This window comes from Massilia solisilvae, assembly GCF_024753215.1.
In the GTDB taxonomy this organism is placed as follows: domain Bacteria; phylum Pseudomonadota; class Gammaproteobacteria; order Burkholderiales; family Burkholderiaceae_D; genus Telluria; species Telluria solisilvae.
This window is the reverse complement of record NZ_JANUGV010000004.1, coordinates 371485-387144: the sequence shown is the minus strand read 5'-3', so window position 1 is coordinate 387144 and position 15660 is coordinate 371485. Positions and strand designations below refer to the sequence as shown.

Genomic DNA, 15660 nt, shown 5'->3' with positions numbered 1-15660 from the left:
GCCCGGCACGCAGCCGGGCTCTTTCACGTCACGCGAGAAGCGCTTATTCGGCTTCGTTCTTGGCGCCCAGGTCAGCCGCCTTGGCCGTCACCTTGGCCTTGGCCTTGTGTTTGAGCGCCTCGATGTAGCCGTACATCTCGGCCTGGCCCAGCACCTGCGCGATCTGCTCGGCTTCCTGCTTGCGGCGCGCCTGGTCGGGCTGCGCGGCCTGCGAGACCTTCGAGATGCGGTACACCCCGTAGCCCTGCCCCGGCACTTCCACGCCAACGTAGGTCGGCAGCTTGCTCACGTCCGCCTTGATGACGGCCATGGCCGCGACGCGGTTGATGCCCGGCTCCTTGGTGCGCGAGACCACCTTCGGCGCGCTGAAGCCAGTCGCGTCGCCCGATGCCTTGGCAGCAGCCATCCTGGCTTCACCGGCCTGTTTGGCCAGGCGCATCTCTTCTTCCTGCGTCACCACCTGGCGGATCTGCGCTTCCACTTCCGACAGCGGACGCTTGGCGGCCGGCTTGAACTCGACCACGTGACCCGCGATGAGCGTGCTCGGCGCCACTTCAACCGCTTCGGTGTTGCGCTTGTTCTTGATCGAGTCAACCGAGAACAGCGCGGTCAGGAACTTCTCGTTGTTGTACGGCGCGCGCCCCAGGGCCGGGTTCGGCTTGCGGGTCAGGCCGCTGACGGTCTCGATCTTCAGGCCCAGCTTGTCCGCTGCCGGCTTCAGGCTGTCGGCCTGCTCGTACACGGTGTTGGTGAAAATGTCCGCGAGCTCCGAGTACTTCTTCGACATCTTCTGCTTCTTCAGCTCGGCCACGATCTCGGGCTTGGCGTCTTCCAGCGTCTTTTGCGCCGCCGGCTTCAGGGAGGTGAGCTTGATGATGTGGTAGCCGAATTCAGACTGCACCAGGTCGCTGACCTGGCCTTCCTTGAGCGCGTAGATCGCGTCTTCCACCGGCTTGACGAAGGCGCCCTTCTCCACCGTGCCCAGGTCGCCGCCCAGCTCGGCCGAGCCCGGGTCCTGCGATTCCTTTTTCGCGATCCTGGCGAACTCGTTCGGGTTCTTCTTCACTTCGGCCAGCACCTGCTCGGCCTTGGCCTTGGCGGCGTCCATCTCGGCCTTCGATGCGCCCTTCTTGGTCGCGATCAGGATGTGGCTCGCGGCGCGCTTTTCTTCGGTGCCGAAGCGCTGCTTGTTCTTGTTGTAGAAATCGGCCACCTCGGCGTCGCTGACCGACACCTGGCTCTCGACAGCGGCGGCATCGAACACGATGTACTCGGCCTTGGCCTGTTCCGGCACCTGGAACTGCTCCGGATGCTTGTCGTAATAAGCCTTCACCATCTCCGGCGTGACGTTGACCTTGGACGCGTAATCGGCCACCGGGAACATCAGCTCTTCGACTTCACGCTCCTGGTCGTTGATGTCGGACAGGCGCGTGGTCACGCTGCGCGGCACGAAGGCGGTCGCCTGCACCGAGCCGGCCAGCTGCTGCACGGCCATGTCCTGGCGCATGCGCGCTTCGAACATCTGCGGGCTCATGCCTTGCGACTGCAGCACGGCAAGGTAGGCGTCCTTGTCAAAGCTGCCGTCGGCTTTGCGGAAGCTCGGGATGCCCAGGATGGTCTTTTGCAGCGCGGCGTCGCTGATCGTCATGTGGGTCTTGGCGATCTCGCGGCCGATCGAGCGCTCGGCGACGAGGTTGTCGAGGATCGCCTGCTTGGCTTCGGGCGTTTCGAGCATCTTCGGGTCGAACTGCGGGCCCATCATCTGGCGATACTGGTCCATCTGCTTGCGCTGCGCCGCTTCCCACTCCTGGCGGGTGATCGGCTGACCGTCCACGGTCGCCACGCTGTCGTCGGCGCCACCGCGGCCCTGGTAGCTGCTGATGCCGACCAGGACGAACGACGGCACGATCAGCAAGGCCAGGAAGATTTGCATCAGGCGCTGGTGAGTACGGATAAATTCAAACATGGTCAGCCATTCATTCGTTGAGTGGACACGCTTCTCAGAGCATAACTTAAAAAAAAGGGCGAACTCTCGTTCGCCCTCTTTTTCGAATTTGGCGGAGCGGACGGGGCTCGAACCCGCGACCCTCGGCGTGACAGGCCGATACTCTAACCAACTGAGCTACCGCTCCAAATTCTGTCGTATTTTGTGGCGGAGCGGACGGGGCTCGAACCCGCGACCCTCGGCGTGACAGGCCGATACTCTAACCAACTGAGCTACCGCTCCACAAAAATACTTGCTGCATGTTCGGTGGCGGCCCGAGGCTCTGCTCGCCAAACATTCTCGCTGCTGTCACAGCAGCGAAGAAGCATTAGTTTACAGCATCTTTTAACGCTTTACCAGCCTTAAATTTCGGGACGCGCGCAGCCTTGATCTTGATGGCTTCCTTGGTGCGCGGGTCGCGGCCGGTGCGCGCGGCGCGCTCGCCAACGGTAAAGGTGCCAAAGCCGACCAGGGTCACGCTGTCGTTCTTTTTCAGCGTTTCGGTCACGGCGTTGAGCATGGCGTCGAGTGCGCGGGTTGCCGATGCCTTGGTGATGTCGGCGGACTTCGCGATTTCTTCGATCAGTTCTGTTTTGTTCACTCTCTTCCCTCTTCTTTCGGCTTGGCGCAAAAGTGCAAGCGCGTATTAAACAAGCGATGAAATGATTGTGTCAAGCAACATCGCTTGTCAGATGCCCTGCGTGACGCATTTGACGCGTAGGGTGGGCAGGTTTCCTGCCCACGCGTTCAAACGGGCGTTGGTTCGCCCGCTGGCCTGGCTGGCACCGTTTGTACGCGTGGGCGGGAGACCCGCCCACCCTACAAAAAAACAGGCGCCACGCGGGCGCCTGTTTCGTTTGCGGAACTAGCCGCGCTTAGTGCTTGACCACCTCGGCTTGCGCCTCCGGGGCCGCCGTCACCGGCACCTGGGTCACTTCGACCAGGGGCGCCGGCTGGCGCTCGAGGGCCACTTCCAGCACCTTCTCGATCCAGCGCACCGGAATGATCTCGAGCTTGTTCTTGACGTTGTCAGGAACCTCGGCCAGATCCTTCACGTTCTGCTCCGGGATCAAGACGGTCTTGATGCCGCCGCGCTGCGCCGCCAGCAGCTTCTCCTTCAGGCCGCCGATCGGGAGCACCTCGCCACGCAGGGTGATCTCGCCCGTCATCGCCACGTCCGCGCGGACCGGGATGCCGGTGAAGATCGACACCAGCGCCGTGGTCATCGCGATACCGGCGGACGGGCCGTCCTTCGGCGTCGCGCCTTCCGGCACGTGGATGTGGATGTCGCTCTTCTCGAACACCTCGCCCTTGATGCCCAGGCGCTGCGCGCGGCTGCGCACCACGGTGCGGGCTGCCTCGATCGACTCCTTCATCACGTCGCCCAGCGTACCGGTGCGGATGATCTGGCCCTTGCCCGGCACGTTGACCGCTTCGATGGTGAGCAGGTCGCCGCCCACTTCGGTCCATGCGAGGCCGACCACCTGGCCGATCTGGTTCTGCTTCTCGGCCACGCCGAAGTCGTAGCGGCGCACGCCCAGGAACTTGTCCAGGTTCTTGGCGTTGACGGCCACCTTCTTGTCCGACTTCTTCAGCAGCAGCATCTTCACGACCTTGCGGCAGATCTTGGACACTTCGCGCTCGAGCGAACGCACGCCCGCTTCACGGGTGTAGTAGCGGATGATGTCGCGGATCGCCGACTCGTCGACCTTGATCTCGTCTTCCTTCAGCCCGTTCGCCTTCATCTGCTTGGGCAGCAGGTAGCGCAGCGCAATGCTGGTCTTCTCGTCCTCGGTGTAGCCGGACAGGCGGATCACTTCCATCCGGTCCAGCAGCGCCGGCGGGATGTTGAACGAGTTCGAGGTGGCCACGAACATCACGTCCGACAGGTCGAAGTCCACTTCGATGTAGTGGTCCGAGAACGTGTGATTCTGTTCCGGGTCCAGCACTTCGAGCAGGGCCGAGGACGGGTCGCCGCGGAAGTCCGCGCCCATCTTGTCGATCTCGTCCAGCAGGAACAGCGGGTTACGCACGCCGACCTTGGCCAGCGACTGCAGCACCTTGCCCGGCATCGAGCCGATGTAGGTACGGCGGTGGCCGCGGATCTCGGCCTCGTCACGCACCCCGCCCAGCGCCATGCGCACGTACTTGCGGTTGGTCGCCTTGGCGATCGACTGGCCAAGCGAGGTCTTGCCCACGCCCGGAGGACCGACGAAGCACAGGATCGGCGCCTTGAGCTTGTCCACGCGCTGCTGCACTGCGAGGTACTCGAGGATGCGCTCCTTGATCTTCTCCAGGCCAAAGTGGTCGGAGTCGAGCACTTTCTGCGCGTTTTCCAGGTCGTTGTTGACCTTGGACTTTTTCTTCCACGGCAGGCCGACCAGCGTGTCGATGTAGTTGCGCACGACGGTCGCTTCGGCCGACATCGGCGACATCAGCTTGAGCTTCTTGATCTCGGCCTGCGCCTTGTCCAGTGCCTCCTTGGGCATCTTGGCGGCGATGACCTTCTTCTCCAGCTCCTCGATGTCGGCGCCTTCTTCGCCTTCACCCAGTTCCTTCTGGATAGCCTTGACCTGTTCGTTCAGGTAGTACTCGCGCTGCGATTTTTCCATCTGGCGCTTGACGCGGCCGCGGATGCGCTTTTCCACCTGCAGGATGTCGAGCTCGCCCTCAAGCTGGCCGAGCAGGTGCTCAAGGCGCTTGGCGACGTTAAAAATCTCAAGAATCACTTGCTTTTGCTCGAGCTTGAGCGGCAGGTGCGCGGCGACGGTGTCGGCCAGGCGGCCGGCGTCATCGATGCCTGCCAGCGAAGCCAGGATCTCGGGCGGGATTTTCTTGTTCAGTTTGACGTACTGGTCGAACTGCTGGACGATCGCGCGGCGCATGGCTTCGACTTCGGAATCGTCGCCGATCTCCGACTGCAGCGGGGTCAGCTCGGCCACGAAGTGGCTCGGGGTGTCGCTGATATGGTCGATGCGCGCACGCTGAGCGCCTTCGACCAGCACCTTCACGGTGCCGTCCGGCAGCTTGAGCATTTGCAGAATATTGGCCACGCAGCCGATCTCGTAGATGTCTGCGGCGGAGGGTTCGTCCTTGGCGGCGGCCTTTTGGGCAGCCAGCATGATGCTCTTACCCTGCTCCATCGCAGCTTCGAGTGCCTTGATCGATTTGGGCCGGCCAACGAACAGCGGTATCACCATATGCGGAAACACGACCACGTCGCGCAACGGCAGGAGGGGCAGCGTCGTTTGTTCAGTTAATTTCGAAGTTGTCATGGCATACCTTATAGAAAAGCTTGTTGACGATGTTGGGCGCCCGCGGCCAAAAACAAGGGGCCGGGAAGGGAAAAAATTTTCTACAAGTAAAGGATCATTAACTTGCCGCACCAAATGTCGTTCGAATAAAAGATGCCGCTGGAATGAAAAAAGCCACCTTCGCGAACGGCGCCGCGAGAGTGGCTTTTCGATTGAAGCCTGCGTCTTTTATTGAGGAAAATTGTACCGCCAAAACTCGACGGATCAACCCCTTTTGTTGTGTGTGCGCCGGGAAATTTTTAGTTTTCGCCGGAAGCCTTTGCTGGTTCGCTATAAATCATCAGCGGTTTGGCGCCATTCGTGATCGTATTCTCATCGATCACGACCTTGATCACGTTTTGCTGGTTGGGCAGTTCGTACATCACGTCCAGCAGCGCATGCTCCAGGATCGAGCGCAGGCCGCGCGCGCCGGTCTTGCGTGCCAGCGCCTTCTTGGCGATGGCGTGCAATGCGGCCGGGCGGATTTCCAGCTCGGCGCCTTCCATTTCCAGCAGCTTGGAATACTGCTTGATGAGCGCGTTCTTGGGCTCGATCAGGATCTGGATCAGCGCTTCCTCGGTCAACTCGCTGAGGGTAGCTACGACCGGCAGACGGCCGACAAGTTCCGGGATCAGGCCGAACTTGATCAGGTCTTCCGGCTCCACTTCCATCAAGAGGTCGCTGGTCGAACGCTCGGACTGGCTCTTGACGCTGGCCGCGAAACCGATGCCGCTCTTTTCGGAGCGGTTCTGGATGATCTTGGCCAGGCCGTCGAACGCGCCGCCGCAGATGAACATGATGTTGGTCGTGTCGATCTGCACGAAGTCCTGGTTCGGGTGCTTGCGCCCGCCCTGGGGCGGCACCGATGCCATGGTGCCTTCGATCAGCTTGAGCAGCGCCTGCTGCACGCCTTCGCCGGATACGTCGCGGGTGATCGACGGGTTGTCGCTCTTGCGCGAAATCTTGTCGATCTCGTCGATGTAGACGATGCCGCGCTGGGCCTTTTCGACTTCGTAATTGCAGCTTTGCAGCAGCTTCTGGATGATGTTCTCGACGTCCTCGCCCACGTAGCCCGCTTCGGTCAGCGTGGTGGCGTCGGCGATCACGAACGGCACGTTGAGCATGCGGGCCAGCGTTTGCGCAAGCAGGGTCTTGCCGGAGCCGGTGGGACCGACCAGCAGGATGTTGCTCTTGGCCAGCTCGACGTCATCCTTCTTGCCCATGTGCTTCAGGCGCTTGTAGTGGTTGTACACGGCCACCGACAGGATGCGCTTGGCGGTTTGCTGGCCGATCACGTACTGGTCCAGCAGCGCGGCAATCTCGTGCGGGGTCGGCAGGTCGGACTTGGCGCCGGCCACCGATTCCACGTTCGAGGTCTCGTCGCGGATGATGTCATTGCACAAGTCGATGCACTCGTCGCAAATGAAGACCGAAGGGCCTGCGATGAGCTTTTTTACCTCGTGCTGGCTTTTGCCGCAGAACGAGCAGTACAGAAGTTTTTCGCCGCTAGAGGATTTTTTGTCAGACATGGGGCAGGATTCTGTTGAATTGCTATGAATATAACGCTAATACGAGGGCGCAACAAGTGCGCACGACACGCTCATGCTACCCGAAATAAAAACGAAACGCCCGAACGTGCTCGCGTCCGGGCGTTTTTCAGCAACACGTTGTGGGATGCATCAAGCGCGGTTGGTCAGGACCTTGTCGATCAGGCCATATTCCACCGCCTCGTCGCCCGACATGAAGCGGTCGCGGTCGGTATCCTTGTGGATCTGCTCGATGCTTTGCCCGGTGCGCTCGGCCAGCAGGCGGTTCAGGCGCTCGCGCAGGTACAGGATTTCCTTGGCCTGGATCTCGATGTCCGAAGCCTGGCCCTGCGAACCACCGGACGGCTGGTGGATCATGATGCGCGAGTTCGGCAGCGAGAAGCGCTTGCCCTTGGCGCCGGCGGCCAGCAGGAACGCGCCCATCGACGCGGCCAGGCCCGTGCACAGGGTCGAGACGTCCGGCTTGATGAAGTTCATCGTGTCGAAAATCGCCAGGCCCGCCGACACCGAGCCGCCCGGCGAGTTGATGTACAGCGAGATGTCCTTGTCCGGGTTCTCGCTTTCCAGGAACAGCAGCTGGGCGACGATCAGGTTGGCCATCTGGTCGTTCACGGGGCCGACCAGGAAGACGACACGCTCCTTGAGCAGGCGCGAATAGATGTCGTATGCGCGCTCGCCGCGGCCGCTCTGTTCGACCACCATCGGCACGAGGCCGAGTGCTTGAGTGTCCAATGCCGGATTACGGTACATGTTGTGTTCCTTGTAAGTTAGAGACCGGCGATGCGCCCTCCCGCGCTGCCCCAGCTTCCAGGCGGCGCGGGACGGCAACAGCTCGCCGGTCCCGCTGTGCTCGAAAAGAGCAGCTTACTGCAGCAATTAAGCCTGAGCGTTGCTGCCCATCAATTCATCGAAAGCGATGTCTTTGGTCGCCACTTTCGCCTTGCCGAGCACATAGTTAACGACGTTATCTTCCAATACAAGAGCTTCGACTTCGGCCAGGCGGCGGCGATCGCTGTAATAGTACTTCAACACTTCCTTCGGGTCCTCGTACGACTGTGCGAAGTCCTCGATCTGGGCCTTGACCTGCTCCGAGGTGGCCTGCAGGTTGTTGTCGTTAACCAGCTGACCCAGGATCAGGCCCAGGCGCACGCGGCGCTCGGCCTTGGGCGCGAACCATTCGTTCTGCATCGGCAGGTTCTTCACGTCCATGCCGCGCTGGGCCATGTCCTGGCGGGTCATTTCGGCCAGGCGCTGCGAGTCCTGCTCGATCATGACCTTCGGCACGTCCAGTTCGGTGGCCTTGACCAGCGCGTCCATCACGGCTTCCTTGTTGCGCGACTTGACGCGGGCGCCGACTTCACGCTCCAGGTTGACCTTGATGTCTTCGCGCATCTTGGCGATGTCGCCGTTCTCGATGCCCAGCGACTTGGCGAACTCGGCGTCCACTTCCGGCATGTGGGCCCACTCGAGCTTCTTCAGGGTGATGGTGAATTCGGCGGTTTTGCCGGCCACGTCCTTGCCGTGGTAGTCCTCGGGGAACGGCAGCGGGAAGGTCTTCGACTCGCCCACTTTCAGGCCGACGGTGGCAGCCTCGAATTCCGGCAGCATGCGGCCTTCGCCGAGCACGAAGGCATAGTCCTCGGCCTTGCCGCCGGCGAACTCTTCACCGTCGATCTTGCCGACGAAGTCCACGGTCACGCGGTCGCCGTTGGCAGCCACCGGCTCGCCGCCGGTACCGTGCTCGCCTGCCTCGCCTTTCGGGTGGAAGTGCACGCGCTGCTTGCGCAGGATGTCGATGGTCTTGTCGATTTCGGCGTCCGTGACTTCGGTCTTGACGGTCTCGACTTCAACGTTGGCCAGGTCCGGGAGCACGACTTCCGGATAGACTTCGAAGGTGGCGTCGAAGGCCAGCATACCTTCCGGCGCGTCTTGCTTCGGCTCGATTTTCGGGAAACCGGCAACTTTCAGCTGGGCTTCGGTGGCTGCCTCGTTGAACGCGCGGCCGACCTTGTCGTTCAGCACGTCCGATTCGATCTGGTAGCCGTACTGGGCAGCGACCATCTTCAGGGGCACTTTGCCGGGACGGAAGCCGGGCGCGCGGGCGGTTTTGGCCTGCTGCTTGAGGCGCTTGTCAACTTCCGTACGCACGTCCGCGACCGGAACAGAGATGGTCAAGCGACGCTCGAGTTTACCCAGGGTTTCGACTGCAGTTGCCATTGTAAAAATCGTCCAAAAAAATGAATTGTTCGTGGTGCGAGGAGGGGGACTCGAACCCCCACACCATTGCTGGCGTCAGGACCTAAACCTGGTGCGTCTACCAATTTCGCCATCCTCGCGCAGGATTGCTGCATCTTGCCACAAAAACAAAGGGCGCCCGACAGTGAAACCGGCCGCCCTGCACTCCTCTGTTTAGGGGCTACAACTTCAACCGGCTATTTTACTGGATTTTCTGACACGATTGGGAGCGAATTTTGCTGTGCAGTGTGCGCATCTTGTCGATGGCGTTGCAGACGCGCCGCCATGCAGGGTGGGCAGGTCTTCCCGCCCACGCGTTCAACGAGCAGCGGCACGGACACGCAGATGCTGGTCGAACGCGTGGGCGGGAGACCCGCCCACCCTACCGTGCCGCCCGGCCATATAATGCTGCGAGTTCGAGAATGCAAAGTAGCCCACATGGCGGTCGACCACTACGAAAACTTCCCCGTCGCTTCGTTCCTGCTGCCGCGCCGCCTGGTGCCGGCGGTCGAGGCCATCTACGCGTTCGCGCGCAGCGCCGACGACCTTGCCGACGAAGGCGATGCCGCGCCCGGCGAGCGGCTGGCGGCGCTGGCGGCCTACGAGTCGGCGCTCGATGCGATCGGGCGCGGCGAGCCGCAGGCCGACCCGATGTTCGCGCGCCTTGCCGCCGTGGTGGCCCAATACCGCCTGCAACTGCAGCCGATGCGCGACCTGCTGTCAGCCTTCAAGCAGGACGTGGTCACCCCGCGCTATGCCGACTACGCCCTGCTGCTGGACTACTGCCGCCGCTCGGCCAACCCGGTCGGGCGCCTGATGCTGGCCCTGTACGACTGCATCGACGCCACCAGGCTGCGCGAATCGGACGCGATCTGCACAGCGCTCCAGCTGATCAACTTCTGGCAAGACGTGGCGATCGACATCGCCAAGGGCCGCATCTACATCCCGCAGGAAGACCTGGTGCGCTTTGGGGTGACAGAGGACCAGATCATGCGCGGCGATACCGGCGGCGGCTGGCGCGCCCTGATGGCTTTCGAGGTCGAGCGGGCACGTGCGCTGATGCTGAAAGGCGCGGGCCTGCCGCTACGGCTACCGGGACGAATCGGCTGGGAGCTGCGCATGGTGGTCCAGGGCGGCCTGCGCATCCTGGAAGCGATCGAACAGGCCGATTGCGACGTGTTCCGGCATCGCCCGAAGCTGGCCGCAGGCGACTGGATGACCATTGCCTGGCGAGCCATGCGCATGTAGCCGGCCAAGCGGCTGTTCTGCTACCCGCCCGCATCGGCTAAGATAGCGGATTCGCCACATTTGTTTGTGTTTACATGTCCCCCGACGAATACTGCCAGCAAAAGACCGTCCAGAGCGGCTCCAGCTTCTATTACAGCTTCCTGTTCCTGGAGCCGGAGCGGCGCCGCGCGATCACCGCGCTGTATGCCCTGTGCCGCGAGCTGGACGACACGGTGGACAACGCCACCGACGAATCGGTCGCGCGCATCAAGCTGGCTTGGTGGCGCAACGAGATCTCGGCCATGTACCGCGGCACGCCCACGCACCCCGTGACACAGGCTCTGAAGCCGCACCTGAGCACCCACAACCTGCAGGAAAAGCACCTGCTGGCGATCGTGGACGGCATGGAGATGGACCTGAACCAGAGCCGCTACCTGGATTTCGCGGGCCTGAAGAACTACTGCTGGCATGTGGCCGGCGTGGTCGGCATCCTTTCGGCCAGCATCTTTGGCGCCACGAGTTCCAGGACGCTGGAATACGCCGAGAAGCTGGGCCTGGCATTCCAGCTCACGAACATCATCCGCGACGTGGGCGAGGATGCGCGCAAGGGCCGCATCTACCTGCCGGTGAATGAACTGCAGCAGTTCGGCGTGACGGCGGCCGATATCCTGAACGCGCGCCACAGCGACAAGTTCGAGGCGCTGATGCAGTTCCAGACCGAGCGCGCGCGCGGCTACTACATCGATGCGATGGCGCTGCTGCCCAAGGAAGAACGGCGCGCCCAGCGCCCGGGCCTGATGATGGCGTCGATCTACCGCACCCTGCTCGACGAGATCGAGCGCGACCGCTTCCACGTCCTGACCCAGCGCATCTCGCTCACGCCGCTGCGCAAGCTGTGGCTGGCGTGGAAGACCTATGTGCGCGGCTAGAAGCAGCCTGTCGGTCGCCGTCGTCGGCGGCGGCTGGGCCGGTTGTGCGGCCGCCGCCGAGCTGGCGCGCGCCGGCTGCACGGTGGCCCTGTTCGAGGCGGCGCGCGCGCTGGGCGGACGCGCGCGCGCGGTCGAGGTCGAGGGTCACACCCTGGACAACGGCCAGCACATCATGCTTGGCGCATACATCGAGACGCTGCGCATGCTGCGGCTGGTGGGCGTCGATCCGGCCGCCGGCCTGCTGCGGTTGCCCCTGCAGATGCGCTATCCCGAAGCTTCCGGCGGCATGGACTTCGTCGCGCCGCGCCTGCCCGCGCCGTGGCACATGCTGGTGGCGCTGCTGCGCGCAAAGGGCCTTGAGCGCGCCGACAAGCTGGCCCTGGCGCGCTTTACCACCAGCGCGCGCTGGATGGGCTGGCAGCTGAACGTGGACTGCAGCGTGGCCGAGCTGCTCGAACGCTTCGACCAGACCGAGCGCCTGGTGCGCCTGATGTGGCGGCCGCTGTGCCTGGCCGCGCTGAACACGCCAATCGAGCATGCCTCGGCCAAGGTGTTCCTCGCGGTGCTGCGCGACAGCCTCGGCGCGCGCCGTGCCGCGTCGGACATGCTGCTGCCGCGCCAGAACCTGGGCGCGCTGTTCCCGGCTGCCGCCGCAGGGTATGTGCAGCGCAGCGGCGGCGCGGTGCATACCGGCGAGCGGATCGAAGGCCTGACCCGGGACGCCGATGGCTGGAAGCTCCTGCCCGGCGGGCAGCGTTTCGATGCAGTCGTCCTCACCACGCCGCCCTACCAGGCCGCGCGCCTGCTGGCGGGGCTGCCCGAAGCCCAGCCGCTGGCGGAGCAGCTGAACGGTTTCAGCTACGAGCCGATCACCACCTGCTACCTGCAATATGCGCCCGGGCTGCGCCTGCCGCTCCCGTTCTGCGCCCTGCAGGACGACCCGGTGGCAGGCCACTACGGTCAGTTCGTATTCGACCGCGGGCAGCTCGACGCCGGGCACGCCGGCCTGCTGTCAGTGGTGGTGAGCGCCGCGCGCGACGCGTCCGGGCTCGACCAGCAGGCGCTGGCCACGGCCGTGGCGGCCCAGCTGGCGGCGGCCCTGGGCGACCCGTCGCTGGCCACGCCTGTCTGGAGCCGGGTCATCACGGAGAAGCGCGCGACCTTCGCCTGTACCCCGGGCCTGGTGCGTCCGGCCAACGAAACACCCCTCCCCGGCCTGGTGGTGGCAGGCGATTACACGGCCAGCGACTACCCCGCCACGCTCGAATCGGCGGTGCGCAGCGCACGCGCCGCGGCGACGGCCATCCTGTCTTATCGCGCCCTGCCCCGCAAAAAACGCAGCCTGTCGCAAACCGATGGCGGCGCCGGCGGCCCATCCGTACAGTAGCATCATCGAAAACTGGTATGGATGAAATGGCAATGAACCTGCAACTTGGACTGCGCACCCTGGGCCTGCTGCTCTTCGTGGCCGCCAGCACCGCCCTGCTGGTCAAGCCGGAACTGATTGGCGCGCCGCACGCGGGCACCGGGCCGGCCTTCGCGGCGGTGCTGGCCGTGGCACATAACTGAACCGGAGTACCGCCGCAATGGGCAAAATGGAATTCCTCGACGCGCTCAAGCGGGCCATGATCGGCCTGCCGCCGGAGACGCAGGCGAAAACGCTGGCCTACTACGAACAGCGTTTCGTGGACGGCGTCGCCGCCGGCCGCAGCGAGGAAGAGATCGGCCGCGAACTGGACGATCCGAAGAAAATCGCGCTGACGCTGCGCGCCAACACCCACCTGAGCGCGTTCACCGAGAAGAAATCGCCGGTCAACCTGGTGCGGCTGGTGATCTCGGCGGTGGGCCTGGCCATCTTCAACCTCTTCATGGTGGTGCCGGCGGCGGTGTTCGGCGCCCTGCTCACCGCGCTCTACGCCTGCGCGTTCGCGTTCTACGTCTCGGGCATCGTGGTCACGGCGGCCGGCCTGGCAGGCGCCAACGAATACGTATTCCAGGGGCCGGTCAAGCACGTGGTGTTCGAAAACGGCCGCCGGGTCGCGGAACGCGGCGGTTCCGGCACGGTGACGATCGGCCCGCTCGGCGTGCAGTTCCACAAGGACGACGACAAGGACCTGACGGAAGGGGAATCGGGCACCGTGCGCATCGTGAACGACATGGAGGGCGACTCGCGCACCGCGCAGACGGCGGTCGGCGTGGGCCTGGTCATCGGCGGCATCGCGCTGCTGCTCGCGGCGCTGGTCATCACGCGCTACACCTTCATCGGCATCAAGCGCTACCTGCAGATGAACCTGTCGCTGCTGAAGGGGAGCTGAGCATGCGCACCTTGATGAAAATCGGTTCCAGCCTGCTGGTGCTCGCGGCGATCTTCGTCGGCATCATGTACCTCGTCCTGCGCGGCCACGGTGTGAGTACCGCCGCCAGCGTCGAGCGCCGGGCGCAGGCCAGCGAAACGCGCACGGTTACCAAGGCAGTCAAGGCGATCGAACTGGCAGGCCCGATCGACCTGACCGTGCGCTATGGCCCGACCCCGTCCATGACGGTGCGCGGCGAGCAGCGCCTGCTCGCGAACATCGAGACAACGGTCGACGGCGAGCGCCTGCACATCGCCCCGCGCGGCCTGCTGCTGTCGCACCGTCACCCGCTGCAGGTCGAGCTGGTGCTGCCGGTACTGGACAGCATTCGCGTCAACGGCAGCGGCGACATCAACGTGGATGGCTTCTCGGGCGAATCCGTGGAGCTGCAGCTCGATGGCTCGGGCAGCTTCAAGTTCAACGGCCGCTATCGCCGCGCCAACGTCAGCCTGCACGGCAGCGGCGACATGGACCTCGACGTGGGCAACAGCGACCGCGTCCAGGCCCAGGTGATGGGCTCGGGCTCGATCACCCTGGCGGGCAGCTGCCTGGAGCTGGTGGCCGAAACCACTGGCTCGGGCGAGCTCGATGCCCGGCACCTGCGCGCCGAATCGGCCAACGTGCGCCAGTTTGGCACCGGCAGCAGCACGGTCAATGCGCGCAAGTCGGTGGCGGTGTCGGTCAGCGGCAACGGCGACGTCGAGGTGCTCGGCAATCCGTCACAGCGCAGCGTGAGCCGCAGCGGCAACGGCGACGTGAACTTCAGCGATTGAGCCAGGCCAGCGCGCCGCGGCCGGCGGCGCGTCCGCTGCCAAAGCAGGCGGTGAGCAGGTAGCCGCCGGTCGGCGCTTCCCAATCCAGCATTTCTCCCGCCACGAACACGCCCGGCACGCCGCGCAGCATGCCGCTGCCGTCGACGGCCTCGAAACGCACCCCGCCCGCGCTGCTGATCGCTTCGGCCACCGGGCGCGCCCGCCGCAGCACCAGCGGCAGCGCCTTGATCGCGCCAGCCAGCCGCACCGGGTCGGCATAGCCAGCCGCGTCCAGGCATTCGCGCAGCAGGCCCGCCTTCACGCCCTTGATGCCGAGGCGGCTTTGCAGGTGGCTGGACATCGAGCGCGAGCCGCGCGGGTGCGTTACCTCGGCCAGCACGCGATCCGCATCGTGGTCCGGCGCCAGGTCGAGCCAGATCGTGGTGCTGCCGTGCGCGGCGATCTGGTCGCGCAGCGGCGCCGACAGCGCATACACCAGGCTGCCCTCGATGCCGGTGGACGTGACCACGAACTGGCCCTTGCGCCATTCCTTTTCCCCTTGGGCGTTCACGAAGGTGACGGCCACCGTCGTCAGCGGCGCGCCCGCGTGGCGCGACGCGAAGTACTCGCTCCAGTCGGCATCGAAACCGCAGTTGGAAGGCACGAGCGGCGCCATGGCCACATCCCTTTGCGCCAGCACGACGCTCCACGCACCATCCGACCCGAGCCGCGGCCAGCTGGCCCCGCCGAGCGCGAGCACGGTCGCGGGACTATTCACGCAAAGCTCGCCCTCCGGCGTTGCGAACAGGAGAGCGCCATCGCGCCAGCCCAGCCAGCGATGGCGCATGTGGAACTGCACGCCCGCTTCGCGCAGCCGGTGCAGCCAGGCGCGCAGCAGCGGCGCTGCCTTCATATCGGTCGGGAATACACGGCCGGAGGTGCCGACGAAGGTGTCGATGCCCAGCCCGTGTATCCAGTCGCGCACCTGCTGCGGCGTGAATTCGTCCAGCCAGCGGCCCACCTCTTGCGACCGGGCGCCATAGCGCGCCACGAAGCGCTCGCAGGGCTCCGAATGCGTGATGTTCATGCCGCCCTTGCCGGCCAGGAGGAACTTGCGCCCGCTCGAGGGCATGGCATCGTACACGTCGACCTGGGCGCCGCCGGCGGCCAGCACTTCCGCGGCCATCAGCCCGGCGGGGCCGGCGCCGATGACGACGGCGCGAACACGGTTTGGAACAGCAGTGGACATGGCGTTGCAGACGAAAGACATGAGAGGAGCGCATTGTAGTCGATCCCGCGCCAAACTCCGATGTAAAGGATGCTTGACAACGGCAGATTC

At 64.2% G+C, this 15660-nt stretch carries 13 protein-coding genes and 3 tRNA genes; 6 read left to right on the top strand and 10 right to left on the bottom strand.

Annotated elements, in window-relative coordinates; all coding sequences use genetic code 11:
• Window positions 1-43: 43 nt before the first annotated feature.
• The 9 genes from NX773_RS16715 to NX773_RS16675 all read right to left on the bottom strand — a co-directional run bounded on the left by NX773_RS16715 (window position 44) and on the right by NX773_RS16675 (window position 9160).
• The gene (locus NX773_RS16715) at window positions 44-1966 is read right to left on the bottom strand and encodes a SurA N-terminal domain-containing protein (protein ID WP_258857443.1); all 1923 of its coding nucleotides are present in this window, start codon (window positions 1964-1966) and stop codon (window positions 44-46) included.
• Between the two features lie 89 nt (window positions 1967-2055).
• Window positions 2056-2132: transfer RNA gene (locus NX773_RS16710), tRNA-Asp, on the bottom strand.
• Between the two features lie 18 nt (window positions 2133-2150).
• Window positions 2151-2227: transfer RNA gene (locus NX773_RS16705), tRNA-Asp, on the bottom strand.
• Between the two features lie 85 nt (window positions 2228-2312).
• On the bottom strand, window positions 2313-2585 hold the full coding sequence (locus NX773_RS16700; protein ID WP_258822715.1) for an HU family DNA-binding protein: 273 nt from the start codon (window positions 2583-2585) through the stop codon (window positions 2313-2315).
• A 274-nt stretch (window positions 2586-2859) separates the two neighbouring features.
• The gene (lon, locus tag NX773_RS16695; RefSeq protein ID WP_258857442.1) at window positions 2860-5259 is read right to left on the bottom strand and encodes an endopeptidase La; all 2400 of its coding nucleotides are present in this window, start codon (window positions 5257-5259) and stop codon (window positions 2860-2862) included.
• Window positions 5260-5537: 278 nt separating this feature from the next.
• Entirely contained in the window at window positions 5538-6806 is a 1269-nt protein-coding gene (gene clpX, locus NX773_RS16690) for an ATP-dependent Clp protease ATP-binding subunit ClpX (RefSeq protein WP_258821505.1), read from the bottom strand.
• A gap of 150 nt (window positions 6807-6956) precedes the next feature.
• Window positions 6957-7574: an ATP-dependent Clp endopeptidase proteolytic subunit ClpP gene (gene clpP, locus NX773_RS16685; protein ID WP_258821506.1), complete on the bottom strand. Its 618-nt coding sequence runs from the start codon at window positions 7572-7574 to the stop codon at window positions 6957-6959.
• Window positions 7575-7700: 126 nt separating this feature from the next.
• Window positions 7701-9041 (bottom strand): trigger factor, encoded by a 1341-nt coding sequence (gene tig, locus NX773_RS16680; RefSeq protein WP_258857441.1) that lies wholly within the window; start codon window positions 9039-9041, stop codon window positions 7701-7703.
• Between the two features lie 32 nt (window positions 9042-9073).
• A tRNA-Leu gene (locus tag NX773_RS16675) sits at window positions 9074-9160 on the bottom strand.
• A gap of 337 nt (window positions 9161-9497) precedes the next feature.
• Here NX773_RS16675 and hpnC point away from each other — a divergent pair.
• The 6 genes from hpnC (at window position 9498) to NX773_RS16645 (ending at window position 14342) form a co-directional block, all read left to right on the top strand.
• The gene (gene hpnC, locus NX773_RS16670; RefSeq protein WP_258857440.1) at window positions 9498-10307 is read left to right on the top strand and encodes a squalene synthase HpnC; all 810 of its coding nucleotides are present in this window, start codon (window positions 9498-9500) and stop codon (window positions 10305-10307) included.
• Between the two features lie 74 nt (window positions 10308-10381).
• Entirely contained in the window at window positions 10382-11215 is an 834-nt protein-coding gene (gene hpnD, locus NX773_RS16665) for a presqualene diphosphate synthase HpnD (RefSeq protein WP_258857439.1), read from the top strand.
• Window positions 11202-12602 carry a hydroxysqualene dehydroxylase HpnE gene (gene hpnE, locus NX773_RS16660; protein WP_258857438.1) on the top strand — a complete coding sequence of 467 codons (1401 nt, stop codon included), beginning with the start codon at window positions 11202-11204 and terminating at the stop codon, window positions 12600-12602. The genes hpnD and hpnE overlap by 14 nt, the downstream gene beginning before the upstream one ends.
• 32 nt (window positions 12603-12634) lie before the next feature.
• Entirely contained in the window at window positions 12635-12784 is a 150-nt protein-coding gene (locus NX773_RS16655) for a hypothetical protein (protein ID WP_258857437.1), read from the top strand.
• Between the two features lie 17 nt (window positions 12785-12801).
• Window positions 12802-13530, top strand: coding sequence for a DUF1700 domain-containing protein (locus tag NX773_RS16650; protein WP_258857436.1), 729 nt, complete (start codon window positions 12802-12804; stop codon window positions 13528-13530).
• Window positions 13531-13532: 2 nt separating this feature from the next.
• Window positions 13533-14342: a GIN domain-containing protein gene (locus NX773_RS16645; protein ID WP_258857435.1), complete on the top strand. Its 810-nt coding sequence runs from the start codon at window positions 13533-13535 to the stop codon at window positions 14340-14342.
• Here NX773_RS16645 and NX773_RS16640 read toward each other — a convergent pair.
• On the bottom strand, window positions 14332-15570 hold the full coding sequence (locus NX773_RS16640; RefSeq protein ID WP_258857434.1) for a TIGR03862 family flavoprotein: 1239 nt from the start codon (window positions 15568-15570) through the stop codon (window positions 14332-14334). The two genes, NX773_RS16645 and NX773_RS16640, sit on opposite strands and share 11 nt — an antisense overlap.
• Window positions 15571-15660: the final 90 nt, after the last annotated feature.